Origin of the sequence: Streptomyces montanus (assembly GCF_005786655.1) — a bacterium.
Taxonomy (GTDB): Bacteria; Actinomycetota; Actinomycetes; order Streptomycetales; family Streptomycetaceae; genus Streptomyces; species Streptomyces sporangiiformans.
This window is the reverse complement of record NZ_VBZC01000096.1, coordinates 1-24,799: the sequence shown is the minus strand read 5'-3', so window position 1 is coordinate 24,799 and position 24,799 is coordinate 1. Positions and strand designations below refer to the sequence as shown.

General features: G+C 68.2%; 27 protein-coding genes and 3 pseudogenes. 13 read left to right on the top strand and 17 right to left on the bottom strand.

The window, feature by feature from the left end; all coding sequences use genetic code 11:
* Positions 1-124 precede the first annotated feature (124 nt).
* Complete coding sequence (locus FE633_RS44150) at positions 125-808, bottom strand: NADPH-dependent F420 reductase (protein ID WP_138050805.1); 684 nt, start codon at positions 806-808, stop codon at positions 125-127.
* A gap of 74 nt (positions 809-882) precedes the next feature.
* On the opposite strand from FE633_RS44150, the gene FE633_RS44145 reads away from it, so the two are divergent.
* Entirely contained in the window at positions 883-1,263 is a 381-nt protein-coding gene (locus tag FE633_RS44145; protein WP_138050804.1) for a winged helix-turn-helix transcriptional regulator, read from the top strand.
* 5 nt (positions 1,264-1,268) lie between these two features.
* On the opposite strand, the gene FE633_RS44140 is transcribed toward FE633_RS44145, so the two are convergent.
* From FE633_RS44140 to FE633_RS44125, 4 genes and pseudogenes are all read right to left on the bottom strand, one after another.
* Positions 1,269-2,103 (bottom strand): IS5 family transposase gene (locus FE633_RS44140; protein ID WP_425473320.1). Its coding sequence is split into 2 segments (ribosomal slippage): positions 1,269-1,736 and positions 1,738-2,103, totalling 834 coding nucleotides; the frame shifts between segments, so codons are not numbered across the junction.
* 115 nt (positions 2,104-2,218) lie between these two features.
* Positions 2,219-3,640: a hypothetical protein gene (locus FE633_RS44135; RefSeq protein WP_138050802.1), complete on the bottom strand. Its 1,422-nt coding sequence runs from the start codon at positions 3,638-3,640 to the stop codon at positions 2,219-2,221.
* 124 nt (positions 3,641-3,764) lie between these two features.
* Positions 3,765-3,899, bottom strand: a pseudogene (locus FE633_RS49035) (IS5/IS1182 family transposase); the annotation flags it as partial.
* Between the two features lie 67 nt (positions 3,900-3,966).
* A complete protein-coding gene (locus FE633_RS44125) occupies positions 3,967-4,554 on the bottom strand; it encodes a TetR/AcrR family transcriptional regulator (RefSeq protein ID WP_138050801.1) in 588 nt (195 codons plus the stop codon).
* 96 nt (positions 4,555-4,650) lie between these two features.
* Here FE633_RS44125 and FE633_RS44120 point away from each other — a divergent pair, with 96 nt between their 5' ends.
* Complete coding sequence (locus FE633_RS44120; RefSeq protein ID WP_138050800.1) at positions 4,651-5,694, top strand: NAD(P)-dependent alcohol dehydrogenase; 1,044 nt, start codon at positions 4,651-4,653, stop codon at positions 5,692-5,694.
* 175 nt (positions 5,695-5,869) lie between these two features.
* On the opposite strand, the gene FE633_RS47615 is transcribed toward FE633_RS44120, so the two are convergent.
* Entirely contained in the window at positions 5,870-7,183 is a 1,314-nt protein-coding gene (locus FE633_RS47615) for a hypothetical protein (RefSeq protein ID WP_171060380.1), read from the bottom strand.
* A gap of 508 nt (positions 7,184-7,691) precedes the next feature.
* Here FE633_RS47615 and FE633_RS44110 point away from each other — a divergent pair.
* The 3 genes from FE633_RS44110 (at position 7,692) to FE633_RS44100 (ending at position 9,790) form a co-directional block, all read left to right on the top strand.
* Positions 7,692-7,988, top strand: a complete 297-nt coding sequence (locus tag FE633_RS44110) for a hypothetical protein (protein ID WP_138050799.1) — start codon at positions 7,692-7,694, stop codon at positions 7,986-7,988.
* 314 nt (positions 7,989-8,302) lie between these two features.
* The gene (locus FE633_RS47610; RefSeq protein WP_171060379.1) at positions 8,303-8,875 is read left to right on the top strand and encodes a YceI family protein; all 573 of its coding nucleotides are present in this window, start codon (positions 8,303-8,305) and stop codon (positions 8,873-8,875) included.
* Positions 8,876-9,136: 261 nt separating this feature from the next.
* On the top strand, positions 9,137-9,790 hold the full coding sequence (locus tag FE633_RS44100) for a protein-L-isoaspartate(D-aspartate) O-methyltransferase (protein WP_246114112.1): 654 nt from the start codon (positions 9,137-9,139) through the stop codon (positions 9,788-9,790).
* A 71-nt stretch (positions 9,791-9,861) separates the two neighbouring features.
* Here FE633_RS44100 and FE633_RS44095 read toward each other — a convergent pair.
* Positions 9,862-10,117, bottom strand: a pseudogene (locus tag FE633_RS44095) (helix-turn-helix domain-containing protein); the annotation flags it as partial.
* 74 nt (positions 10,118-10,191) lie between these two features.
* Positions 10,192-10,401: pseudogene (locus tag FE633_RS44090) on the bottom strand (carboxymuconolactone decarboxylase family protein); the annotation flags it as partial.
* Here FE633_RS44090 and FE633_RS47605 point away from each other — a divergent pair.
* The gene (locus tag FE633_RS47605) at positions 10,328-10,516 is read left to right on the top strand and encodes a hypothetical protein (protein ID WP_171060378.1); all 189 of its coding nucleotides are present in this window, start codon (positions 10,328-10,330) and stop codon (positions 10,514-10,516) included. The pseudogene FE633_RS44090 and the gene FE633_RS47605 sit on opposite strands and share 74 nt — an antisense overlap.
* Positions 10,517-10,670: 154 nt before the next feature.
* Here FE633_RS47605 and FE633_RS44085 read toward each other — a convergent pair whose 3' ends face one another.
* A complete protein-coding gene (locus FE633_RS44085) occupies positions 10,671-11,345 on the bottom strand; it encodes an SDR family NAD(P)-dependent oxidoreductase (protein WP_138050796.1) in 675 nt (224 codons plus the stop codon).
* Positions 11,346-11,516: 171 nt separating this feature from the next.
* On the opposite strand from FE633_RS44085, the gene FE633_RS44080 reads away from it, so the two are divergent.
* Positions 11,517-12,215: a TetR/AcrR family transcriptional regulator gene (locus FE633_RS44080; protein ID WP_138050795.1), complete on the top strand. Its 699-nt coding sequence runs from the start codon at positions 11,517-11,519 to the stop codon at positions 12,213-12,215.
* A 193-nt stretch (positions 12,216-12,408) separates the two neighbouring features.
* Here the strand turns inward: FE633_RS44080 and FE633_RS44075 are convergent, their stop codons facing one another.
* The 5 genes from FE633_RS44075 to FE633_RS44055 all read right to left on the bottom strand — a co-directional run bounded on the left by FE633_RS44075 (position 12,409) and on the right by FE633_RS44055 (position 15,421).
* Positions 12,409-12,804, bottom strand: coding sequence for a DUF2267 domain-containing protein (locus FE633_RS44075; protein ID WP_138050794.1), 396 nt, complete (start codon positions 12,802-12,804; stop codon positions 12,409-12,411).
* Between the two features lie 93 nt (positions 12,805-12,897).
* Positions 12,898-13,320 carry an Hsp20/alpha crystallin family protein gene (locus FE633_RS44070; protein WP_138050807.1) on the bottom strand — a complete coding sequence of 141 codons (423 nt, stop codon included), beginning with the start codon at positions 13,318-13,320 and terminating at the stop codon, positions 12,898-12,900.
* Positions 13,321-13,560: 240 nt separating this feature from the next.
* Positions 13,561-14,265 (bottom strand): FAD-dependent oxidoreductase, encoded by a 705-nt coding sequence (locus tag FE633_RS49030; RefSeq protein WP_281291344.1) that lies wholly within the window; start codon positions 14,263-14,265, stop codon positions 13,561-13,563.
* A complete protein-coding gene (locus FE633_RS44060; protein ID WP_138050793.1) occupies positions 14,262-14,636 on the bottom strand; it encodes a hypothetical protein in 375 nt (124 codons plus the stop codon). The genes FE633_RS49030 and FE633_RS44060 overlap by 4 nt, the downstream gene beginning before the upstream one ends.
* Positions 14,612-15,421, bottom strand: coding sequence for a hypothetical protein (locus FE633_RS44055; RefSeq protein WP_138050792.1), 810 nt, complete (start codon positions 15,419-15,421; stop codon positions 14,612-14,614). Before FE633_RS44055 ends, FE633_RS44060 begins: the two co-directional genes overlap by 25 nt.
* Here FE633_RS44055 and FE633_RS44050 point away from each other — a divergent pair.
* On the top strand, positions 15,420-15,800 hold the full coding sequence (locus FE633_RS44050; protein WP_138050791.1) for a hypothetical protein: 381 nt from the start codon (positions 15,420-15,422) through the stop codon (positions 15,798-15,800). The genes FE633_RS44055 and FE633_RS44050 overlap by 2 nt on opposite strands.
* 277 nt (positions 15,801-16,077) lie before the next feature.
* Here FE633_RS44050 and solA read toward each other — a convergent pair whose 3' ends face one another.
* The 3 genes from solA to FE633_RS44025 all read right to left on the bottom strand — a co-directional run bounded on the left by solA (position 16,078) and on the right by FE633_RS44025 (position 19,660).
* Complete coding sequence (solA, locus tag FE633_RS44040; RefSeq protein WP_138050790.1) at positions 16,078-17,223, bottom strand: N-methyl-L-tryptophan oxidase; 1,146 nt, start codon at positions 17,221-17,223, stop codon at positions 16,078-16,080.
* Between the two features lie 20 nt (positions 17,224-17,243).
* Positions 17,244-18,647 (bottom strand): NAD(P)/FAD-dependent oxidoreductase, encoded by a 1,404-nt coding sequence (locus FE633_RS44035; RefSeq protein ID WP_246114110.1) that lies wholly within the window; start codon positions 18,645-18,647, stop codon positions 17,244-17,246.
* A gap of 311 nt (positions 18,648-18,958) precedes the next feature.
* A complete protein-coding gene (locus FE633_RS44025; RefSeq protein ID WP_246114109.1) occupies positions 18,959-19,660 on the bottom strand; it encodes a haloacid dehalogenase type II in 702 nt (233 codons plus the stop codon).
* A 200-nt stretch (positions 19,661-19,860) separates the two neighbouring features.
* Here FE633_RS44025 and FE633_RS44020 point away from each other — a divergent pair, with 200 nt between their 5' ends.
* The 5 genes from FE633_RS44020 to FE633_RS44000 all read left to right on the top strand — a co-directional run.
* Positions 19,861-20,547 carry a GntR family transcriptional regulator gene (locus FE633_RS44020; RefSeq protein WP_138050787.1) on the top strand — a complete coding sequence of 229 codons (687 nt, stop codon included), beginning with the start codon at positions 19,861-19,863 and terminating at the stop codon, positions 20,545-20,547.
* Positions 20,548-21,283: 736 nt separating this feature from the next.
* Positions 21,284-21,784: a RidA family protein gene (locus FE633_RS44015; RefSeq protein ID WP_138050786.1), complete on the top strand. Its 501-nt coding sequence runs from the start codon at positions 21,284-21,286 to the stop codon at positions 21,782-21,784.
* On the top strand, positions 21,781-22,887 hold the full coding sequence (locus FE633_RS44010) for an alanine racemase (RefSeq protein WP_138050785.1): 1,107 nt from the start codon (positions 21,781-21,783) through the stop codon (positions 22,885-22,887). Before FE633_RS44015 ends, FE633_RS44010 begins: the two co-directional genes overlap by 4 nt.
* A 76-nt stretch (positions 22,888-22,963) precedes the next feature.
* Positions 22,964-23,698 carry an SDR family NAD(P)-dependent oxidoreductase gene (locus FE633_RS44005; RefSeq protein ID WP_138050784.1) on the top strand — a complete coding sequence of 245 codons (735 nt, stop codon included), beginning with the start codon at positions 22,964-22,966 and terminating at the stop codon, positions 23,696-23,698.
* Between the two features lie 577 nt (positions 23,699-24,275).
* Positions 24,276-24,799: extracellular solute-binding protein (locus FE633_RS44000; protein ID WP_138050783.1), on the top strand; the 524-nt coding region annotated here is incomplete at its 3' end.

Genomic DNA, 24,799 nt, shown 5'->3' with positions numbered 1-24,799 from the left:
GCTCAAAGGCTTCCGCGGCATCGCCACCAGATACGACAAGACCGCCACCTCCTACGAAGCGGCGGTCACCCTCGCGTCATTCCTGCTCTGGGCAAAATCCGTTTGAAGACAGACCCTAGAACCCCTAACGGAAAGCCGCCGTGCCGCCCTCCGCTTCCTGGTGGCTCGGTCCGGCCGCGTATGCCAGCGGAGGGGCGATTGCCTGGGCATCCGCTCCCTCGCCGACCCACAGCGCGATGAACAGCGCGGCGGTCGCTTCCAGGAGTCCCGCACGTTCGAGACCGCCGCCAGCCACGGGTTCACAGCCCACGTCCCGCACCAACTCGCGTGCACGCACGAGAGCCGTCTCGTCGTCCCCGCAGACCGGAACGGCCAGTGGTCGCCCATCGAAGACAGGCGGCCGCATCCGCCACACGTCCTCGTGGCAGAGGTTGAAAGCTTTGACCACGTGGGCGCCCGGTGCTGCCACAGCCAGTTGCTGCGCGGCTGAGGGGCCTCCTTCCGTCAGCAGCCGGAAGCCCGGCCCCACCGGGTTGGAGCAGTCGAGCAGCACCCTGCCCTCCAGTGCCGCGTGCAGGTCCCGTGCCACGTCTACTCCCGCCCCGAAGGGCAGCGCGGCCAACACCACCTGGCCGGACTCGGCCGCCGCGCGCAGACTGCCAGGCTTCGCGCTGCCTCCGATGCGCGTCGCGAGCCGCTCCGCCTTGTGTGCGTCCCGCCCCCCGACGGTCACATCGTGCCCGGCCCGCACCCAGTGGGTGGCGAGCGCGTCGGCCATGTTGCCCGTGCCCAGTACGCCGATTCTCATCACGTGGTCCCTCTCCGTGCCTGCTTCGACCGTTCACACCGACGCTAGAAGGCCGTTCGGGCACCATTTGGTACGTGACGACCGACGCCTTCCTCGCCGACTGCCGCGCCCGCCTCGCCTTCGACCTGCTCTCCAACACCTGGAACGCCGTGGTGCTCTGGGCACTGCGCGACGGTCCCAGGCGCCCGGTCGAATTACGGGAGCGGATCGGGGGCATCAGTTCCAAGGTCCTCACCGAGACTCTGCGCCGGCTGCAGTTCAACGGACTGGTCGACCGGCAGGCAGACCCCGACGCGCCATCACGGGTCGAGTACCAACTCTCCGCTCTGGGACGGACCTTGCTGGCCCCCATCGACGCCGTCGGCGCATGGGCCTTCGAGTACGGCGATGAGGTTATGGCCGCCCAGGAAGCAGCATGCACTCCTGACCCGCAGTCCCCTCGTCCAACTTGCTAGACGGGTCAACAGCGTGAGCGCAGACGTCGCCAGCAGATGAGTGCACATCCCAGGGTGAGGAAGGCTTCGTGGATGTCGTCGCGGATCTCCCAGCGGATCCGCAGGCGGCGGAACCAGTGCAGGTGGGCGAAGGCGCGCTCTACGACCCAGCGTTGGGTGCCCAGACCGGAGCCGTGCTCGGTGCCCCGGCGGGCGATCAGCGGCTTCACACCGAGACCCCAGACCAGGCGGCGGTACTTGTCATGGTCGTAGCCGCGGTCGCCCAGCACCATGTCCGGGCGACGCCGGGGCCGGCCGCGCTTGCCCCGCACCGGCGGCACCGCTTCGAGTAGCGGGATGAGCTGGGTGACATCGTTGCGATTGCCGCCGGTCAGCGTGGCCGCAAGCGGGATGCCAGTGGCATCGGTGATCAAATGGTGTTTGCTACCAGTTCTGCCCCGGTCAACAGGGCTTCGGCCCGTCTTGGAACCCCCCCTTCAACGCCCGGATGTGGGAGCCGTCGACCGCCGCCCGGGAGAAGTCCAGGGCGTTCGCGCTGCGGAGCTTGGCAAGGAGGACCTCGTGCAGCCGGGGCCACACCCCGGCCTCGGACCACTCGGCCAGGCGGCGCCAGCAGGTCATGCCCGAGCCGAAGCCGAGTTCCTGCGGCAGATGCTCCCAGGAGATCCCGGTGTGCAGGACAAACAGAATGCACTGGAACACCAGCCGGTCCGGATGCCGCTTGCGTCCCGGATGCCGGGTCCGACGCTCAACCTTGGGCAGCAGCGACTCGATCACCGCCCACAGCTCGTCGTCGACTTCCCGCGGCTTCGGCCGCGCCACCCAGCACCCCCGGTGCATCAGTCCCGGAGTGATCCAACCTCCTCGAAGATCATTTCATTAGGGGTTCTTAGCCGCCGTATCGGTTCGGGCCAGAGGGCCGGGTGACCCGGCCCTCTGGCCCGTTCTCAGGTGATCAGGCGGTGGGTGCCAGCGCGATCAGGATGGACTCGAAGTCGTAGTTACTGCCGCTCGGGGCCTGCAGGTAGGCGCCGCCGTACTTCGTGACCGCCGTCGGCGACTTCAGCTTGCCGTCGTACAGCGACATGTCCGAGCCGTTCGTGGTGCTCGGGTCCTTGCTGTGCGAAGGCATCGAGGTCGCGGTTGGCGTGCTGACGTCCGCGCCGGTCGCCGCGTTCATCAGCACCGGCTGCACCTCGGACTGGGCGTAGACGATGCCGTGGTACGCCGCGGTGACCGCAGGGACGTCCCGGCTCGCCGACTTGTCGGTGTACCCCCAGACCTTCTTGCCGGTGGTGTCGTCGAAGCCGATGATCTCCTTGCCGCCGGACTCGCCGGACGTGCAGACCACGGCCTTGGCCTGGTCGCCCCAGCAGGTGAAGGTGCTCACCTGCTCGTCCACGACCTGTGACTTGGTCTGCACGACGGCGCCGCCCGCGATGTCCACCGAGTAGAGGACGTTGTTGTACTTGTCGTTGCCCGTGTACGAGTTGGAGGCGAGGTAGGCGCGCTTGGAGCCGCTGCCTGCCGGCTTCAGGTAGTCCTGCTTGGTCGGGGTCTGCTTGGTGATCTTGCCGGTGGGGCCATCGGCGATCACGATCGTGCCGTCGGCCGCGCCCTCCCGGTTGCTGCCCTTCGCACCGGCGACGACACCGTTCAGCACGCCCGCAGGGGTGACGAACGGGATGACGTTCGACTTCTGGGTCTTCGGATCGGCATAGACGGTGAACACCTCGCCGCCCTTCTTGGCGGCCTCCTCGCCGTCAGCCCCGACACCGACGACGATCTGCCCGGTGGCGGCGTCATACCCCTGGCTCACCACGTTGTCGCCGCCTTGGCCGGCGCCGAGGGCCGGGGTGAGGTCCGCGGTGACCTCGGCGACCTTCTTGCCGTCGGTCGCGTTGAGCCACTGGAACACCACCTGGCCCTTGGCCTTCTGGGTGCCGTTGCCCTTGTCGTTCTGCACGTAAGCGATCGCTACGACGTCCTTGCCGTCCAGTTGGACGCCCATCGGTGCGGTCACGTCCAGCGTCTCGGTGGTGGGCGCCGCAGCGGACGGAACGGTCCACGGCTCGCCCTGCGCGGCGATGTTGCGGCCGGTGACACCGGTGAGTCCCGCGATCAGGGAGCTCTGGCCCACCATGCCGGACTTGAGTGTGTACTGGTTGTCCTTGTCCGTGCGCTCGACGCCGAACGCCGACATCGCGACGAATGCCTTGGGCGGGTCGAAGGAGGCGGCTGCCGGCGCCGACGGTGTGGCGGCTGCGGTGCTGTCGCCGCTCTCGGGTTTCGAGTCGGACTTGTCGTCGCTGCCGCCGCAACCTGCCAGTAGAACGGCGGCGGTGGCGACGCCGACAACGGCCATCGGACGCTTCATCGCGGGTTACTCCCCCAGGTCGACCCAGTAATGATCGGCCCGAACGCTAGCAGTTGCCGCTCGGCTCAGGCGGCCGTCCACAGTGTCTCCACGACCCTGAGATCTCGACGATCCTGCAATGTTGCAGGCCCTGGAACACCAGCCGGTCCGGATGCCGCTTCCTTCCTGGATGCCGAGCCCGCCGTTCAACCTTGGCCAGCAGCGGCTCAACCACCGCCCACAACTCGTCATCGACATCCCACGGCTTCGGCCGGGCCACCCCGCACCCCCGGATCAACGGTCCCGGAGCGATCCAACCACCTCGAAGATCATTTCGTTAGGAGTTCTTAGTCGGCTGTCATGGCGCGGCGGACGCTCTCGCGGAGCAGGGCGCGACGCTGCTCGTGCAGTTCGGGGGGCTCCTGTGCGGTCGCCGCGTAGACATTGCTGACCGGTGACCAGGCCATGGACATGGCGATCACCATGGCCATCACGTCGAACGGGTCTCCCTGGCGCACCAGGCCGGCGGCCTGGGCCTCGGCGATGGCGCCCAGCTTGTGGTCGTCGAGGCGGTCGGGGTTGTCGACCAGGTGGCCGGCCGGGCGTCGCTCCAGGCGTGCCCAGGTGGCCAGTCGGATGAGGTCGGGGCGGCGGAGATACTCGTCGTAGAGGCGTACGGCCCAGTCCGCGAGGTCGGTGGCGTCGATCGGGACGACATTCACGATCCGCTCCAGCGAGCCGAAGAAGATGGCGTCGAAGAGCCCTTCCTTGTTGCCGAAATAGGCGTAGAGCTGCGCCTTGTTGGTGCGTGCCGCGGCCACGATCCGCTCGACGCGCGCGCCGGCGATCCCATGCTCGGCGAACTCCTGGATCGCCACATCGAGGATGCGTTGGTACGTCGCGGCTCCACGCGAGGTCAGGGGCTGATCAGCCATGCCCCTACGTTACCAAACAGAACAGTTGGTTTGCCTGTGGGTGCCAGATAGCTCTACGCTCAAATAGACCGAACAGTCTGTCTAAGAGGAGGCGCCATGAGGAGCACCGTTGGCTGGCAGGTGGAAGGTCCGTCGACGACGCTACGGCGGACGCCACTGGAACGGCGCGACTTGCGCCCCGACGACCTCGCGGTCCGGGTCGACTACTGCGGTGTCTGCCACACCGATCTGCATGCCGTCAGCGCCCGGGACGGCGAAGGCGGCCAGCCCTTGGTGCCGGGGCACGAGTTCACGGGCGTGGTGACCGAGACCGGACCCTCGGTCACCCGCTTCACCGTTGGCGACCCGGTCGCGGTGGGCAACATCGTCGATTCGTGCGGCGGTTGCGCGATGTGCCGGGCCGGCCAGGAGAACTTCTGCCATGCCTTCCCGACCCTGACCTACGACGGCATCGACCGGCACGACGGATCGACCACCCTGGGGGGCTACTCCCGCGAGTACATCGTCCGCGACCGCTTCGCCTACCCTCTTCCCGCCGGTCTGGATCCGGCCGCCGCCGCTCCTCTGCTCTGTGCCGGGATCACCGTCTGGGAACCGCTGCACGCCCTCGGTGTGGGGCCGGGAACCCGCGTCGCGGTGGCGGGACTGGGCGGCCTGGGCCATCTCGCGGTCAAGATCGCCGTAGCGCTCGGCGCCGACACCTCGGTTGTCAGCCGCTCACCGGACAAGGTCAACGACGCTCGCCGTCTCGGCGCCCACGGTCTCATCGTCTCCACGGACCCGGAACAGATGGCTGACGCCCGCGACCGGTTCGACGTTGTCATCGACACCATCTCCGCTCCGCACGACCTCGGCCCGTACCTGCGCCTGGTCGCCATGGACGGGACGCTCAGCCACCTCGGGCACCTCGGATCCATCACCGTGGAAACCACCGACCTGCTCGTGGGGCGCAAGAGACTCAGCTCCGCAGGCAGCGGCGGCAGGCCCGCGACCGCCGCCATGCTGGACTTCTGCGCCAAGCACGGCATCAGCGCCGACATCGAAGTGCTCCCCTCGGCACGTGTGAACGAGGCCCTCGACCGTCTCCGGCGCAACGATGTGCGCTACCGCTTCGTACTCGACATGTCCGACCTGGGCTGACCGGCGAAGGCCAGGAACCGCAGTACCTCTGGGGGTTCCATCTACCTGGCCGATGCAGTATTCAGCGACTTGGTGGTCTGCGCCGCGGCGAAGCGCCACCTCAAGCGGCCGCCGAAGCAGCCACCGTCCAGTGGCGTTTCGGTGCGGCTGTCGCGGCCGGTGTGCCCGCATGCGTCTACGGACGTCCCTGACAGGCGGACCAGATCTCCTGCAGAAGTGCCCGGTAGTCCTCTCCGTGGGCGGCCACGGCTGCGTACACCGCATCGAGGGCTGCCTGGAGCGGGTCGGCTTCGGCGGCGCCGAGCAGCGCGGGGACGGCCATGTGCGGCTGGGACATCCGCAGGGCGGCATCCGGCGCCCCGATCGTGACCATGAGCGCGTGCGGCGTTGATTCGGCGGGCTGCGGTGTCGGCGGTCCGGGCGGGCTTGGCGACTTCGTCGCGGCGGCCGCGGGGCCCACGGTCTGTGGCGTCTGCCCAGGTTTGGGCATCGGCGTGGGTGCGCCGTCTCGGGCGGGCGCCTCGAAGGGCGGCCGCTTGGGTGGGATGGCCTGGGCGACGGTTCTGTCGGGGACGCTCGGGTCGGATTCCAGGGCCTGCCACACGTGGGTCGGGTCGTCGAAGGGCGGCGGCAGCGGACGCCCTTCGGCCAGGGCGGTGAGTCCCGCGGCGATCCAGTCGAGGTCGGTGAGACCGGCCGCCTCGCATGCGTGGCGCGCCGCCAGCAGGGCTACCGCACGCTGGGTGGTGGGGCCGGCGGCGTCGATGGCGTGGACGAGGGCCGGGTCGAAGCGGAGCAGGCCGCGTACGTTGCCACCGACGTTGCGCAGGGCCTGGCTGGGCAGTTGCCCGCCCCAGTCCCATCGTTCGTAGGCGAGCCGGCGTTCTCTTTCTGCTTGTTCCTGCGCGAGCCGCGCTTGGCGTTCGGCTTCGGCACGTTCGGCGGGTGTGGGAGGGGGTGGCTGCTTGCGGGCGTAGTCGTGCCAGTAGGCGGCGATCGCCGAGGTCTGCTTGAGGACGTGGTCCGGCGCGGACGGGTCGGGCCAGAACTGCAGGAGGTAGCAGTCCAGTTGGGGCTCGCTGTCCAGTCGGGTGTCCTGCCGGTGTGCCTCATCCATGCCCTTGGCGCAGTAACGCACCCGGTAGTCAGTCTCTTCCAGGTCCAGCTCCCAGGAGGCCTCGCCCGCCCATTGCACGAGTGCGCTGCTGCCCGACACCGGACGGAAGGACACCTCCACGACGTCCTCCCACGCCGCATCCAGCGGCGGGGCCTGGCCGTGCACCTCGACGGTGAAGCCGACGTTGCCTGTGTGCAGCCCGGTCGACAGCCACAGCGTGCCGGGTATCGCCGCCCCGCACAGCCCGGCGCTCTGCCCGGCGAATGCCTCCGCGAGGTCCGGGCCGAAGCTGTCCGGATCGCTCTCGACGTAGATCTGGCCGTAGTGAACATGGACCTCGCCCTCGACCGGCCTGCGCACCATTACCCCCATCGCCTCCAGGAACGGACCATGCCCGGCAGCGTAGATGGCGGCACTGACAGTCGGGGGGCAACGTGTGAACCGCTCCGGCTGTTGCTCGTCGACGTGGGGGCGTGGTCTCACCTGCTCAGAGGTGGCCCTCGGGGTGGCCGTGGATCAGGGACAGACCGCCGCTGACCACGATCATGCTGCTCACGGCTGGCACATTCCCACACCACGCTCTCAGTGGTCTGGTCGCCCTCCAGGTGGGTGAGCATGTGGCCGAAGCTGCGGACGTGTCCGGCGAGAGCGTCAGCTCGGGGCACTGCGCCAGTACGGCCTTGAGGTGGATGCGGTCGCGTTCGGGCAGGGAACCCCCGGACACACCGATGACACCTGCGCACCAGGCGGCCGTAGCCCGAAACCGCGCCGGGGATCCTCGGCGGTCAGTCGATCGCTGCGCAGGCGGAAGCGGTGCTTCGGGCCTACGGTGGTCTGAAAGTGGTCGGTAAGCCGCATCGGTGTTGGAGAGGAGGCTGCGATGGAGGAGCACTTCGTCTGGGTGACGACGCGCCGCCTCCGGCCGGGCTCCTTGGAAGAGTTCGAGAGGGCATGGCGCCCGGCCCCCTACCCTCAGGGACTTCGCCGCGCCTTTGCGTACTGGTCCGAGGACGGACAGGAGATCACCGGAGTGTCGTTCTGGGACTCCAAGGATGCATGCGACTCCTGGCGCACCTCCGAGCCGGAAGCGCAGCGACGCGCGCACATGGCCCCGTACGTCGTCGAGGAGCGGGAAGGCTTTTACTACGGCCGCGAACTCGCCGTGCCACAGCGGTAGCTGTGCCCAGCGGGACCGGCCCCGAGCCCCGCTCCGACGGCGCTCCGGCTCACGACGAACCGAGCCCGTCGAAACACGTCACCCACCGGAGGCGAAGCGGGTGCCGTCAGGTCACACCGCTCCCCCGGGCGTCAGCGAGTCTCCTTGCCTTGCCCCGCCGGGCGGGCCACACGGTTCGCAGTCGAAGGCGGGCGCCGTGGCCCCGCCTTCGCCATCCGGCTTCGTGGGCAGCCCCTTCGCGGGCCAAAGACCAGGGACACGCCGAACGGGCTGCCTCGACGACGCGGCCGCGTTCGCCCCGTACCCTCGGCGCCGTGACGCTCACAGACGGAACATACCGGCTCGGACCGTCGACTTGCCGTCTCTTGATCAAGACCGGCCGTGCCGGGCTGGGCCGCAGGGCCGGGCACGACCTCACGATCGAGGCCGCCCGATGGTCTGGGGAGGCGGTGGTGGCCGCCGACGACCCGGACAGGTCGTCGGTGCGGGTGACGGTCGAGACAGGCTCGCTGGAGGTCCGGGAAGGAACGGGCGGACTGAAACCGCTCACTGATGCCGACCGGGCGGAGATCAAACGGACACTGGGAGACACAGCCCTGCTGCACACCGCAGAGCACCCCACGATCACCTTCCGGTCCACCAAGATCACGGGAACGACCCAGTCCTTCGAGATCACCGGAGACCTCACCATCAAAGGCCGGACCCACCCGGTGACGGTGCACGGGAAGTCCAATGGCGACAGGCTCCTGCGCGGCTGGGCGACCGTCAAGCAAACCACCTGGGGAATCAAGCCCTACACCGCATTCCTGGGCGCTTTGCGCCTGGCCGACGATGTCCGGGTGGAGTTCGAGGTGGCCAGGCTCGAACGAGCAGACCGGCCCGAGTAACCGCCGCGGGCGGGCCCGGATCGGACGACGCCGCGGCCGACTCGGGCGTCGTGATGCTGGTAGGCGCCGCCCGAAGTCCTGGCCCTTTCCCCGAACCGGTCACTTCGTATGTCGGCCCTGTCGCCCGTGACCGATTGGGGGGTTCAGCATTAGGTGCGGTTCGCGCCGGCGGTTCGACGGTCCACCTGTCGGAGCAGACCGGCATGTCCCGGCGTACGCGACCGCCTAGCCTGGCGGTGTGGTGACCCGCCCATGAGCCCCATGTCCAAGGAGCCCGCGGATCTCGTGCAGGCCCTCAGAGCCGCCGGGATCAGGGACGAGCGGCTGCTCGAGGCCGTGCGGACGACGCCCAGGGCGGAATTCGTCCCGGCCAGTCAGTTGGCCATGGCCTACCGGGACGTACCGGTTGCGATCGGGCAGGGCCAGGTCACCACGCAGCCGTCGCTGTCCGCCATGATGATCGAGAGCCTCGGCCTGGAAGGGCGCGAGCATGTCCTCGAGATCGGGACCGGCCTCGGCTTCCAGACCGCCCTGCTCGCTCGGCTGGCCGCCGACGTGGTCAGCATCGAGATCGGGCCGGACATCGCCCGACAGGCGCGCGACAATCTCGCACGGCAGAAGGTACGAAACGTAGAACTGAGGGTGGGCGACGGCAGCGGCGGTGTGCCGGACCGCGCTCCGTACGACGCGGTCGTCGTCTCGGCCGCGTTCCCGGAGGTACCCGCACCGCTGATCGCACAGGTGCGGCCGTCCGGCCGCCTGGTACAGCCGATCGGGCCGGGCGGACACGAACAGGTCGTGTACTTCTTGCGCACCGCATCGGGACTGGAGCAGCGGCGGGTTCTCACCGCGGCCCGCTTCGTCCAGCTGCAGGGACGGTACGGTTTCCCGCAGGGCGATAGAGACCCTCTTTGAGGGGCCTCGTGACGGCGCATCAAGCCGCCGTGGACGACGTACATGGCCCCGTCGGCTCCACTGCACGGTGGCCGCAGCGCCTGCTGCAGCGGAACGGAGGAGACCTCGTTGAGGTAGGCCAGCTCCTCGGTTTCTTCCACCCGGTCAGCATGGCCGGGGTCTGGTCGTAGTTGACCCGCTGCTGTCGCGCCCACGCCTCGGTGCGGGCCACCAGCGCCATGTTGTAGACCTTCCGCACGCATCCGAACGTGCGCGACAGCTCGGCGGCCTGCGCATCGGTCGGGGATAGAAGCGGTACTTGAACGCCCGCTTCACGTGAGCGGCCACAGCTCACATTGGCCGTGCCGCTGGGCCGGCCCGCATCGAACGATCGAGGGCGGGCCCAGCGGCATCGATGGTGATCAGACGGCGATGGTGGCGAGATTGCCGGGCTCGTAGGCGCCGCCCTGGTTGTTGAGGATCACGCCGAGCCGGTTGGTCGCGTTGATCATGGCGATCAGGGAGACCAGCGCGATGACCTGGTCGTCGTCGTAGTGCTTGCGCACTTGGGCCCAGGTCTCGTCGGAGACACCCGCGTGGCCGTCGATGATGCGCGACCCGCTCGGCGTCAAGGGGCTCGGCGAGGTGGTCCACGTCGGGGTGGCGCCCGCGATCGCCAACGCCGTCTTCAACGCCACCGGCCGCCGGATCCGCGAACTGCCCATCACAGCCGAGGCGTTGCTCTGACACCAGCACTCCCCTCAGGGACGGGTCCCTTGACCGGTCCGGCAGCTCGCCCCCGTCGCTGCCGGACATCCCAGGGCCGTCGCCGCGCCTGCGCACCCCGTCGGCGCGGCGGCGGCCCGCCTCACACCCCCCGGGCAGCGGATCCGGTGCGGTGTCAGCGCTTGAAGATGTGCTCGGCCTCGTCGCGGTTGGTGTGCAGGTCCCAGTAGACGGGAGCGATCTGCTCGGCCGTGGCCCTCGGCTGTCCGTAGAAGGTGGAGGTGCCGATCGTCACGTCGATGGCAACGTGGGCGGCCTGGACACCGGTGCCGGCCAGCTCCGTGTGCAGGTTCATCACCCAGTTGCGCAGCGCCGCCGCGGCTGCGTTGACGTTGGCGATCTCCGTCACGGGGGCGATGGAGCCGGCGCCGGTGGTGTAGAGCAGGGTGCCCGCGCCGGCCTCACGCATCGCGGGCAGCACTGCCTTCGTGGCGGCGATGGCCCCGTAGAGCAGGAACTCCATCTCGTGCTGCACATGGGACGGGTCGGTCTCGGACGGAGTGGTCAGAACGGTTGAGCCGAGCGTCCCCACCGGGGAGTACTCCAGGACATCGATGCCGCCGAACTGCGTGGCGGCGTCCTTGAGCGCCTGGGTGAGCGCGTCCCGGTCGAGGACGTCCGCGGGAAACGCGGCGGCGGTGATGCGCTCCGCGGTGAGTTGGCCGACGAGATCGGCGAGCTTGTCGCGGTTGCGGGAGATCAGGGCGACGTCGAAGCCGTGGGAGCCGAAGGTGCGGGCGATGGCCAGGCCCAGCTGGGGGCCGGCTCCGACGATGGCGATGCTGGTCACGGCGATCCTTTCGTAAGACGTCGTGGGGAAAGGGGCGTGTCAGGCGGCACGGAGACCCCCCAAGTCGGATAGGCCTATCCAATTCGAGGATCTGGATAACCTTGTCCGGTTCCCCGTGATCAGAGTAGCACTCTAAATGGATAGACAGTTCCAATTGTTAGAGTGGTCGGTATGAACCCTGGCGCGCAGCACACTGACGACCCCGCCGCCCAGCCTCTGCGCAGTGACGCCGAGCGCAACCGCGAGCGGATCATCGCCGCCGCACGCACAGTGTTCAGGCGGGATGGCCTGAACGCCTCCATGGCTTCCGTGGCCCGCGAGGCGGGAGTGGGGATCGCCACCATGTTCCGTCGCTTCCCCACGAAGGAGGAGTTGGTCGCCGCCGTCTTCTCCGACCGCATGGACGCCTACGCCGACGCGGTCACCGTCGCCCTCGACAACCCCGACCCCTGGCAGGGACTCACGGGGTTCATCGAAACCGTCTGCGCGATGCAGGCCGCCGACTACGGCTTCGCCGATGTGCTGACCATGACCTTCCCCACCGCCAAGGCTCTGGAGAAGCGCCGCGACGAGGCGTACGAGTCCTATGTGCAGCTCATCAACCGCGCCAAAGCCGCGGGCCGTCTGCGCGAGGACTTCGACCCCTCGGACCTGGTGCTGCTGCACATGGCCAACGCCGGCGTCGTCAACGCCTGCGGCGACGTCGCTCCCGACGCCTGGCGACGCGTCGTCGCCCTGATGATCCAGTCCTTCGAGGCCCCGGCCCGCGGCCCCCTGCCCGACTCGCCCGAGCACAGCGCCCTCTACAAGGCCATGCTCCGCGCCAGCCCGGCGAGCATCCCCGCAGCGGAGCCGGGGAAGAGCACCTGACCTGAGAGGATGACTGAACCCCGCCCGGGAAACAGGCTCCAGGGCGGCGGATGTGCTGGTGTGAGCATTGGAAGGCCGGACGGCCCTTCTCGGCCTCCTCGCACGATCGGAGGGGGCCGCTGCCGGGCCCGGTCGGATGCACTGCGACCTGGAGCGTGTCCTGCAGGCGCCGTGTCCAAGCCCGGACCGGTGTTCAGCTCGGCTGCGGGTGGCCGAAGAGCAGGTCATAGCCGGGCGGGAGCTGGAGCAGGAGCCGATCGGTCAGGTCCTCGCCCGCGACGTCGGCCACGACACTGAGCACGGCGCTGACGTCCCACGTCGCGGTCTTCTCTGTTGCGCCTTCGATCCAGGCCGAGGTCGCCCGGATGAACCGCTCCGGCGGGAGAGGTTCGTGCGCCTGGAGGGGGTTGAGGAGAACCAGCGCCAGCGTTTCGGGGAGCCGGGCGGCCAGTTCGGCGCGCACCTCGCCCACCAGATGAGCGCCCAGCAAGGCGAGCACGACGCGGGAAGATCGTTCCGCCTCTTCCTGTGAGGGGTATTGGCCGCGTTCTTGGACCGCGGCGATGAACGCGCCCCAGTGCATACGCATGACGTCCTCCCGAGTGGACAACCACCGCCCAGCGGGAATCGGCGCGGGGCGGGAGCCGCGGGCCCGGGCTCCCGCCCGCCTCGTGCCGTGGGCTCAGCCGCTGATCTGCTTGCGCGAGTCGCCGCCACTGATGGCGATCTTGCGGGGCTTGGCCTGCTCGGCGACCGGGATCCGCAGCCGCAGCACACCGGCCTCGTAGGAGGCATCGATACGTTCGGTGTCCAGGGTCTCGCCGAGGAAGAGCTGGCGGCTGAAGGACCCGGTGGGCCGTTCCGCGATCACGATCTCAGCGTTCTCGTCGGCGCTCAGGCGGCGTTCTGCCTTGACGGTCAGCACGTTGCGTTCGACGTCCAGGTCGATGCTCTCGGGGTCCACGCCTGGCAGGTCAAGCTCGACGACGAAGGTGTCACCCGTACGGAAGGCGTCCATCGGCATGGCCGCCGGCCTCGCCGCGGCCCCCAGCACCTGCTGGGTGAGCCGGTCCAGCTCCCGGAAGGGGTCGGTTCGCATGAGCATCATCGGTCAACTCCTCTCCCGAAGACGGGATGCGCATGAGACGACAACATCTATATACCTCGCCATCACCAAAATTGACAAGGCTTGACTCAATTTTGAGGTTTCTGCTGGTCAGAGGACCCACGATGACGACTCCCCCCGCCTCCGGTCTGCCTGACGCACCTCTTTGACGAGCCTCAGACGAGACGCCTGCCTGTTGAGCGCCTGCTGAGCGGCCTGAGCGGCTTCCCGTGAAGCCGCTCAGGCGGTCGGTGTGGCGGACAGCAGGGGCATCGCCTCGAAGGTGTGGTTCTGCCACAGTCGGCGCGAGGTCTCCTCGGGGTATGTGGTGACCGACGGTTCCGTGTCGAAGATCCGGGTCAGACGTTGCTCGGGGTCGTACGCGGGCCAGCCCGGGTCGCCCGAGGCGGCGAAGGACGTCCAGGCCGTGCGGATCTGGGACGTCAGCTCGCGGGCCTCGGCGGTGTGCTCGGGGCCGATGGCCACCGGGCCCAGGTGGGCGTCGTAGGTGCCGAACAGCAGCGGACCGTCCAGGCCGTGGCAGGCGCGCAGCAGTCCGCCCTGGCCCGGGGACTGCCAGGCCAGCTCATACAGGTACGCCCGCCCGCCCCCGCCGAAGTGCCGGTTGTACCAGGAGGCGACGTCCCCGGCGGCGTAGATGCCGGGGGCGGCCCGGCAACCGGCGTCGCATTCCACACCGTTGCCGAGGCGCAGACGGGAGTCGGACAGCCAGCCCGTCGTCGGTGTGGACCCCACGGCGACCACGACCAGGTCCGCGTCGAGCCGCGTGCCGTCGGCCAGTTCGACGGCGACCACTCGGCCCGCGGATTCCACGAACCGCGCCACTCCGACACCCATGCGCAGTGCGACCCCGTGATCACTGTGCATCTGCCCGACGAGTTCCGGCGCTCCCGCCAGGACTGGGCGATCTCCAACCCGTATCACCAGTAGGCGAGTTCGAAGGTGGGGTCCTCGGTCGTCCTCGCGTCGTAGAACTCCTGCGCGGGCATGACGGGCGCGGGCAGGTGGTAGGTGCCCGAGCGCTCCTCGACGAAGGCGGTCATGAACCGGGCTGTTTCCTCGACGAGTTCGGCGAAGCGGGTGACCAACTCCGCGCGTCGGGACTCCGGCAGGGCGCGATGAAGCAGTTCGAGCAGGTAGAGGGGATGGGGTTGCTGCCAGACGAGGAGTGCGCCGATGTCCGACGGGCTCTCCCGGCCGTCCGGGCCGACGTGCTTGGGCCAGCGGGCGCCCTCGTAGCTCTGTCGCCTGGCGGTCTCGCGCGCGGAATTCAGGATGGACAGATACCAGTCCATGCTGCGGGCGAGCAGCTCGGGCGTCCCCAGGCGGCGAAGTGGGCCCCGTGCCACCAATGCATCTCCAGGTGGAACTTGCCGAACCAGGAGTTCGCGACGAGGCCCGACTCCTGGGGCGGGAGCGAGCCGGAGCTGTTCACGGCGGTCAGATACTGCGACACCACGACGCGGCGCTCCAGCTCCGCCGCCCGCGGATTCGTGCTGCCCGCGAAGTCGACGGCGGCACCCGAGGTCCAGAAGTCGCGCCACCAGGCGGCGGCCGCGTCAGCCACGGACGCGAACGTGCCGCTGCCGAGCTCGCCACCCGACTCGTCCGAAGAAAAGCCGACCACGAGCTCCAGCGTGTTCGCCGAGCCGGTCAGCTCGAACTCGTGCGGCTCCTCCGTCGCGGACAGCGCGCCCTCGGTCCAGTCCAGCCGTACCGCGTAGGTCGTGTCGTCAAGCACCCGCCCGATACGGCCCGCCCGCTCCCCCAGCAGCTCCAGCTTCGACTCGTGCTTGTCGGGCGAGGTCCAGTCGGAGGTCTGGAAGAAGCCGTCGCTGGCGTAGGGGAATCTCAGGACGACACCGGCGAGGCCGCTGGCCAGGAGCTCCGACTCGATACGGAAGGCGACCCGTGCATGGTGCGGGTCGGCGACGGTGGTGACCCGTATCTGCTGTCCGGCGCACTCGAAGCTGCTGGTGAGCGTGCCCGACCAGAGGTCGAGTCGCTGGCGGGGGTTCGTGAGCCCTTCAGGGTCGGTCTCGGGCTCCGCAGACGAGCGCGACCGCATCCGCGCCGCCATGAACCGCATTTTGACCGGCCAGCCCGAGCGCTCCAACGGGGCCCTGACCATCGTGGCCCCCGCCCTCGAGGCCGGTGTCCCCCGCAACGCCCTCACTCAGCGCCACCTCGATCTGAAGAACGAGTTCTACGCCAAAGTCAAAGAGCGGGGACAACCCACCGACGCCGAGACCCGGCTCCGCAAACAGGTCGTACCGCTCAAGGAACTCCGCGAGAAGGACGAAGCCGAGCTCGAACAACTCCGGGCCGATGTTGAAGGGCTGGTGCGGGTGGTCAACCAACTGACATTGGAAAACCGGCAGCTGCGCAGACTGTTGTCGGCTCCCGACCCGGCTGTCCGTGTCCTTCCCGTCCAGTACATCCCGCCCCAGCCCAGCTGACATCAGCATTAGGCAGCCTCACCAGACTCAGCCCCCGCTACGAACGCCACTCCCGCAACCAACTGGCCTTTCTCGGCCTCGCCGCACCCCTGTGGTGCGACAAGCGACTCGTCCGCCTCACCACATAGGACACCCTCCAAGGCTGAGTCTCTTCACGGGTGGACAGGTCAGCAGATGACAGACGGTCGTGGGGGGGCATAAAGAGATGAGTCCCCCAACGACCGTCAGCCGAATGGCGATACCGAGGCTACTCCGCCGAGGCGGCGGGAGTGGGCGGCTACCTGGTCTTGAACCGGTCCGGACGCACGAAGTCCAGGCCCTCGATGGTCTGTTTGCCGAGCGCCTCGTGTGCGGCGATGTGGCCATAGCCGGTGGCCATTTTGAAGCCCTTTCCGGAGAATCCGGTGGCGCAGTAGATGCTGCTGTTCTGATCCAGCCAGCCGAGGAGGGGATGCCTGTCCTGGGTGAAGAGGTCGGGGAAGGCGTCGGAGCGCGCGATGGTGGGGATCAGGCCGGGGAAGAATTCGGTGACGATCTCGGTGACCTTCTCGATTTCTTCCCGGGTGAGTTCTCTGGGCACGGAGTCCGGGTCGGGGGTTGCCCTTGCGCGCCCGGCCAGCGGTCCGTCCACCGATGCCTTGACCGTCACGCCGTCGACGGCGGGTGCGCCGTACATGGAACGATCCTCGTACCACCGGCTGAAGACGGGGAAGTTCTCCGGCGAGAACTGCGTGCCGTCTTGGGCGATGAACCAGGTCAGGACGATCCGATGGGTTTCCGAGACGGCCTTGAGGTGGTGGGGCATGAGCCTTCGGGACCAGCCGCCCGAGGCGACGATGACCTTCTCGAACGTCCAGGTTCTGTCGCCCGAGGTGATGACCACGCCGTGGTCGGTTTCGGTGATGTGGTCCACGGGTGTGTTCTGAAGGACGGTGGCGCCGTTCGCCTGGGCCGCCGCGACGGCGGCGCTGACGGCGCGGTCGGTGCGCAGAACGCCGGCGCGGGGGTCATAGACGGCGCAGTCGTCGGGGCGGAGGTTGTGCTGGGGGTAGCGTTCCGCCATCTCCTCCCGGCTGAGGACGCAGTGCTCGGCTCCGGTGATGCGCGTTGCCTCGAGGAGGCTGTTGATGAAGCTGCCGTTCGCCGTCCCGATGGACAGCCCCCCGGTAGTCGTGAGGATGTCCTGCCCGGTCTCCCCTTCGAGCTCGGCCCACAGGCCGCGGGAGCGTTCGATGATGGGGTAGTACTCGGGCCTGCCGAGGTAGATCATGCGGAACAGGCGGGTGTCTCCGCCCACGGCACTGCGGCCGTGGGCGGGGGTGGAGGCCTCGAAGCCCACGACCGAGTCGGTCAGCCGGGAGGCCTGCCACAGGGCCATGCTTCCGATGCTGCCCAAGCCGATGACTGCGAGTTGTGCGTCCATGAGAGCAGTTTCCTTTTCGTTTACTCGTGGAGTCCGGCGAGCCTGCTGCCGAATCTGGCCAGGAGTGAGGTCTTGCTGGAACTCCTGCGCTCTTCCCACTGGTCGGCGATACCGAAGAGCCGGTACATGGCGTGAACGCCCAGCCAGCGGATGGGCTCCGGTTCCCACTTCCGTGCCCGGTAGCCGACCCAGGGCAGGGTGGTCCGTTCGGTTTCCTTCTCGAAGGCGAGCTCCACGAGAGTTCTGCCGCCGACGTAGGCCGACGTGACGCCGTGTCCCGCGTAGCCGGTGGACGATCCGACCCCGGATGCCGGGTCCCAGTGCACGCCGCCGTTCCAGTCCCGCGTGACGCCCAGGACTCCCGACCAGGCGTGGTCCACCTCGAAGGGGATCCCCGGGAAGAAGGAACCGAGCTTGTGCGAGATCAGGTCGATGGTGGACTGGGCGGTCGCACCGGCTCCCCCTGTGCCTGACCGGAAGCGGTAGGGGACACCGCGGCCCCCTATCGCGATACGGCCGTCCGACGTCCGCTGGGCGTAGATGAACGTGTGCGCGGAGTCGCTGAGGCACTGCAGCCCGTCCCAGCCGATCTGCTGCCATGCCTCCTCCGGCAGGGGCTTGGTCACGATCATCGAGGAATTGACCGGGATCAGGGTCCGGCTGCCCAGCAGCTGTCCCGAATAGCCTTCGGTGCAGATGAACGTCCTGGCCGCGGTGACACCTCCGTCGGCCAACGTGAGAGTTCTGCTGCCGACACTGTCCACGGGGCTGCCCTCGTAGATCCTCACCCCCATGGAGGTCAGGGTGTCGGCGAGGCCGTAGACGAGCTTCGCGGGGTGGATCCGCGCGCAGTGCTTGTAGAAGAGCCCGCCGTGGACGGTCGAGATGTTGATCCGGCTCCGGAACTCGTCCCGGTCGAGCAGCTGGATCTCGTCCTCGGTCAGCCCGTACTTCAGATCGGCGTCACGCCTGGTGACAAGTCGGCCCAGCCCCGCCTGAGTGTGGGCGGCGACGAGTGCGCCCCCCTTGTGCTGATCCGCATCGATGCCCTCGGCCTGGAGGATGTCCAGGACGGAGTCGACGCCGGCGACGAATTCCTGCTGCAGTGCCCGGCTCGCTTCGAGCCCTCCGCCGGCGCGGGCGAAGGCGGCACGGTTGCCCGGGGGCATCGCCGAGAGCCAGCCACCGTTGCGTCCTGATGCGCCGTAGCCCACCTGTTCGGCCTCGAAGACGGCGACCGAGAGCGACGGTTCGAGCTTCTTGGCGAAGTAAGCTGCCCAGAGGCCGGTGTAGCCGCCGCCGACAATGGCCACGTCGACGGATTCCTGGCCGGTGAAACGGGGGAACGAGGGCCTGGTGTCGGCCAGTTGGGCCACCCAGAAGCCGAGCTCTCCGTTTCGGGGCCGTGCCGCGAGGGCGTTCATGGTGTGTCCTTCTTCTGGGTCTGGGAACCGAGGAGCCCACTCGTTCGCCGCGCCCTTGGCGAGCAGGATGAGGCTGCCCCCATGGCGGAGCACTGGACTTCCTCGGGCTCGCCGACCGTGCCGAGCCGTGAGCTGTCAAAGACGACGTTGTCCCGCATCACGTCGGCCGGCACAGTCGGCGCCGGGGTGTCGATTCGCTCGACGAACGTGTCCAGGGCCGGTGGGAGCCGGTTCACAGCCGTACTGCTCATGACCGGTTCGCCGCCGCACCGCAGTGCAGATGAGGGGAGTTCTCCGCTCAGGCTCAGGGGTCAGGGACGAGGGAGGCCGAAGAGGACGGGGAGGTCGGCGATGTCGGTGATCCGCTCGTAGCCGAGCCAGTGCTCGTCCTGCTCCCAGCCGCGGTCCATGTACACCTTGTTCTCGATGCCCATGACGGCCGCGGAGCGATGGTCGTACATCGGGCTCGCGGAGACGTGCACGATCTCGTCGGGTGTCACGCCGAGCTTGTCGAGCATGTAGTCGAACGCGCCGAGTCGCGGCTTGTAGATGCCCATTTCCTCGGCGCTGATGACAACCTCGAACGGGGCCTTCAGGTTCTCCGCGAGGCGCTCGGCGTGCGCGGTGTCGCTGTTCGTGATGATGACCAGCGGGACCTCTTCGGCCAGGCGGTTCAGTGCCTCGGTGACACCGGGGTACGGGCCCCAGGTGGGGATGGTCTCGTACACCGCCCGCGCGTCTTCCTCGCGGTACTCGAGACCGACCTTGCGCGAGGTGCGTTCCATGGAGCGGGCGACGACCTGGTGGAACGGCTGGTACGCGCCCGTGCACTCGTCGATCCGGTACGCCTTGCAGATCCGCAGGTAATCGTCGGCGACCTCGGCCGGCAGCCGGTCGCCCAGAACCTCACGCATCGCGTCGTTGATGCTGAACTTGATCAGCGTTCCGTTCATGTCGAACGTCGCGAACTTGGGCTTGGCATCGAATCCCACAGGGTCCTCCTCGTGCTTCAAGGGAGCAGTGTGATGCATGGTCGATTGTCGACCATCTTTCGGTCGATTGTCGACCGCAAGTCTCTCGGCTGTCAATGGTCTCCGCGTCACGCGAGCTCGGGGATCCCGTGTCCGGGTGGTCGGCTTGAGGTGTTGATGCCAAATCGGCGGGGGTATAGTCGACAAACGACCAGGTGGCGTGAGCAGGGGAGGGCGACGGGGTGGACCACAAGTTCGAGTGGCAGGAGCAGCGGACGACGACGCCGGACGGTGTCTACCGCACGCTGCGTGCAGCCATCCTCGATGGAAGCGTCCCTCCTGGTGGCCAGCTGCGCGAGGCACACATCGCCACAGATCTGGGGATCAGCCGGTCCCCGCTGCGCGAGGCGCTGACCAAGCTGGAGGAGGAGGGGCTCGTCGTAAAGATCCCCTACCGGGGGGCGTTCGTCGTAGAGGTGAGCGCTCGTGAGGTCGCCGAGATCGACTCGGTCCGGCTGCACGTCGAACCGTACGCCGCCGAGCTCTCGGCCGAAGCGCTGCGTGGTCCTGAGCGGCCTCAGTTGCTGCAGACCGTCGAGGATCTGCGCCGGGCCATGGAGAAGGACGACATCCCGGCCAGCATCGACGCGCACCTCCGCTTCCACAGGCTCTTCTACGACCTCTCGGGCCACGGCGTCCTGCAGGGCATGTGGAACGGCTGGGAGACCAAGCTGCGCCTCTACCTCAGCGTCGATCACCGCACGTACAGCGACAACCCGCAGCAACTGGTCGTCGAGCACGAGAGGTTGGCCGCGGTCGCCCTGGAAGGCGACACCGACGCGTTCCGCCAGGAACTGGCCGCCCATTTCCCCATGGGGCTGCGAGCCCAGACGGGAGATCACGGGGAACGTGCGCCCCGGCACGTATGAGGTCACGCCCCCTGCGTGAAGCGCCGAAGCGCGCTTGCCACCTTGACGTTGCAGAGCGGTGCCGGGCGGCCCTGAGCCGTGCGTGCGGCTAGGGCCTGTCGTTTGGATCACGCCTGGGCCGCGGGGCTTGGTACGCACATCTGCTGCGTTGTCGTCGGTTGCCAACTCCCCCACGCTCGAACAACTCGCGCGGGGGGGGGACCCCCATCGCGTTGACTCCCTCCCCCGCCTTGCGGCTGCACGCACCAAGCCCCGCTCACCAGCAGCCATCAAGGTGCCGTAGCCCGAAGCCGGCATGAACCAAACGACAGGCCCTGGGCAACCCATTCAGCAGGCTGGGTGCGGGGTCGGGCGCAACTCGGTGCGGCTGCTGATGCTGTCGCGGTCCTTCGGCAGTGCCCGCCCCCGGCGTATCGCTGCTGCCGGTCCGCCGATCGTCCACCGCCCTGACGGCGCCTCACCTCCCTCTTTTCCTTCTTTGTCATGCGGACAGGTGCGCTGCTGCGTGTGCTCCGAGGCCGCACCCGAGCGTTGAAGTTTGTATTGACAGTGCTCTACGGGCAGCCATATGGTCGACAAACGACAATAGACGGCGGTTTTAAGCCCCGATATGGCGCTTTGTGGCCACTGATACTCGAGGAGAGAACCGAGTACAGATGATCAAGATTCATGTTAAACAGGTACTTGTGACCAACCGCGTTGGTCTGTTCCCTATGCCGTCCGCGGCGGTGACGCGATGAGCCAGCCCGTGACATCGGCAGCGAGCACCGGTTCGGCTTCCGCTCGGCTTCAGGCCCTGGGCCTCGCCCTTCCCGAACTCAACGACAACCCGTACTACGTGCACCACCGGTCGGTGGGCTCCAGCATCTACATCTCGGGCCAACTGCCTTACAAGGACGGTTGGCTGCTGGGCCAGGGCATTGTCGGCCGGGACGTGGAGCTGGAGACGGCGCGGTCACTGGCCCGCCATGCCGCGCTCAACGCTCTCGCCGCCGCTGTGCAGGCGGTGGGTGAGCTGGACCGGGTCCGGATCGTGCAGATGCTGGTCTTCGTGGCCAGTACGCCGGACTTCGGAGAGCAGTCGAACGTCGCCAACGCGGCCAGTGACCTGCTGATCGAGGTGCTGGGCGAGAACGGACGACACGCTCGCACCGCGATCGGTGTCGCCGGGCTGCCGCTGAACAGCCCTGTCGAGATCCAGATGGTCTGCACCGCCGTCCCGAGGAGGGCAGCGTGAACCGGCTGCAACGAGCACTCGACGCTCTGGTCGAGCGGATCGACACCCCCGTGCCGATCGTGCTGGTCGACGTCATGCAGGGCAACATCGACCGCATTCAGGGCTTCGCCGACCAGCAAAACCTCAAGGTCAGGCCGCACGTCAAGACGCACAAGTGCGTGGAGATCGGGCGACGCCAGATCGAGGCCGGCGCGGTCGGAATCACCGCGGGAAACGTCGGTGAGGCCGAGGTCTTCGCCGCAGCCGGGTTCGACGACATCTTCCTCGCCTACCCGATCTGGGCCGCGGGAACGAAGCGAGCCCGGATCCGCCGGCTCGCCGAGTCCTCCCGGCTGCGGGTCGGCGTCGACAACGTCGCGGCGATCGAGGCTCTCGCCGACGCGATGGGAGACGAACCCGACCGGCTGCAGGTCGTGATCGAGGTCGACTGCGGCGCCCGTCGTTCCGGGGCGCCGCCCGAGGCCGCGGGCGATCTCGCGCTCGCCGCCCGCAAGCGCGGTCTGGTGCCGGTAGGCGTCTTCACCTATCCCGGTCACGGTGGCGTCGGCCCGGACGCTCGCCGACGCGCCGCCCAGGACCAGGAAGCCGCGCTCATCGCCGCCGTACGCAGCCTCGCCGACGTCGGGGTCACCGCGGAGGTGGTCAGCGCCGGCTCCACTCCCACCCTCGAGTTCTCCACCAGCAGCGTGATCACCGAGATCCGTCCCGGCGAGTACGTCTTCGGCGATCTGAACAACGCCCGGTTGGGCTCCTGCACGGAGGACCAGATCGCGCTGTTCGTCGCCGGCACCGTGGTCAGCGACTGGGTTCCCGGCCAGGTCATCGTCGATGTGGGCAACAAGGCCCTCAGCAAAGAAGGAAGCCCCGAGATCGGCTACGGCGGCATCGCCGGCACGAAGGCGGTCCTGTCCAAGGTCAACGAGTACCACGGGTTCCTTCCGCTGCCGGACGGCGAGTTCCGCCCCAGCGTCGGCACCGTCGTCCCTGTGGTGCCGAACCACGTATGCCCGGTCGTCCTCGGTTTCGAGGAACTGATCGTCACCGACAGCACGGGCACGTCGCTGGAGCGCTGGCCCGTCGACGCCCGCGGATTCCTCAACTGACCGGCATGGGACGAGACCCCCGTCCTCCCCAAGCCCCCATCCCCGACCGACCTCCCCCGTAAGAGGAGTGCCTGACATGAGACTCAAGAACGTCACGGCCCTGGTGACAGGCGCCAGCAGTGGCATAGGGCAGGCGGTGAGTTCCCACTTCCGCCGCGAGGGCGGGCGGCTGCTGCTCACCGGCCGCAAGGAGCGGCTCGACAGCGCTCAGCCCGACGACCTGTACGTTCCCGGAGACCTCAACGACGAGGCGTTCGTCGAGCACCTGGCCAAGCAGGCCGCGGAGTCCTTCGGCACCGTCGACGTCGTCGTCCTCAACCACGGTCTGCAGGCCGACAGCCCACTCACCGAGATGGCCTGCGACGACGCGAAGAACGTGCTGGAGAGCAACCTGCTCAGCGCGTTCCTGGTGATGAAGCACTTCGCGCCGCTGATGCCCGAGTCCGGCGGCTCGTTCGTCTGCGTCAGCTCACGGCTGGGCATGGTCGGCATGGCCGGGCAGGTCCTGTACTCCGCCGCCAAGGGGGGCCTCATCATGCTCGCCAAGGGCGCGGCGATCGAGTGGGCCCCGCGCAACATCCGCGTCAACGTCGTCGCTCCTGGCCTGACCGCCACCCCGATCATCGAAGCGGCGTTCCAGCGCAGGCCCGACCCCGAGGGCTACCGCCGCCAGCGCGAGAGCACGATCCCGCTCCAACGTCTCGCCACCCCCGAAGAGGTCGCTGACGCGGTGCTCTTCTTCGCATCGTCGGAGTCGTCGTACGTGACCGGATCGGTCCTGGCCGTCGACGGCGGGTACACCGCTGGCTGAACACCCTGCTGGGGCATCACCACCAGCAAGGAGCTCAACGAGCCTGTTCTCCGTCGCGCCTTCCGCCTCGGGCGTCCGCCGACTGCGGCATGACCGATCGACCACGAGTCGAGCGCATGCCCCTGTCGCCGCAGACGAACTGCCCACCCACAGTGCGCCCGTGCCGAGGACCGCATCCGCGCCACCCCGGCCACCGCGACGCATCGCCGGCCTCCGCACATCGGCACGTGACCGTGATGTGATGCCGATGCCGTGCGCCCCGCTCGTTTTCGAGATCTCTCGTGAAACCACCCGCTGAGCAACCGCCGGGCCGATGGACCGCTCGGCACGTCCCTCAGCCGCAGACTCGGCTCTGACTCATCCCTCACCAGAGCCCTCATGCCGCGGCTCTGGTGAGGCCCCCCACTCCGCTGATCACCGCCTGTCAAAAGCGGCGATCGGCACGCCCAAAACGGCGATCGGCAACGCAGGCGGACGATGCTCTGTCCGCGTTCGCCGCCCTGAACGATCCCCCCCGCCTGCGAGGTAAAGCCCCCGCACAGCTGGTCCCACGCGTTCCCAGATGAGGAGTATTGCCATGAGTGATGCCCAGATCGGTCGTAGAGCGCTCCTGCGCGGAGCAGGCGGCCTGGCCGCCCTCGCCGCTCTTCCTTCCCTCTCCGCCTGCGGTACCGGCTCCAGCCGGACGGCCGGTGGGAGTGGTGGCAAGGGCGGTAAGACGGTGGTCGTCCGTGACAGCGGCGGCTCTTACGGTGCGGCTCTGCAGAAGGCGATCTACACGCCGTTCACGCAGGAGACCGGCATCAGTGTCAAGGTGCTGAACCTGGACGACGCTCCGCTGCTGGCGCAGATCAAGCAGGGCCGGCCGCAGTGTGACCTCATCAACAACGCGATGATGTCTCACTACAAGTACGTGGCCCAGGACGCTCTGGAGACCCTGGACCTGGACCGGGTCAAGAGCGTGAAGAGCGCGAAGATCCCTGACAACCAGATCACCGAGCACGCCGTGGGCAGCAGCTTTTACGGTCAGTGCATCGCGTACCGCACCGATGCCTTCGGCGGTAAGAAGCCGGAGTCGTGGGCGGACTTCTGGGACACCAA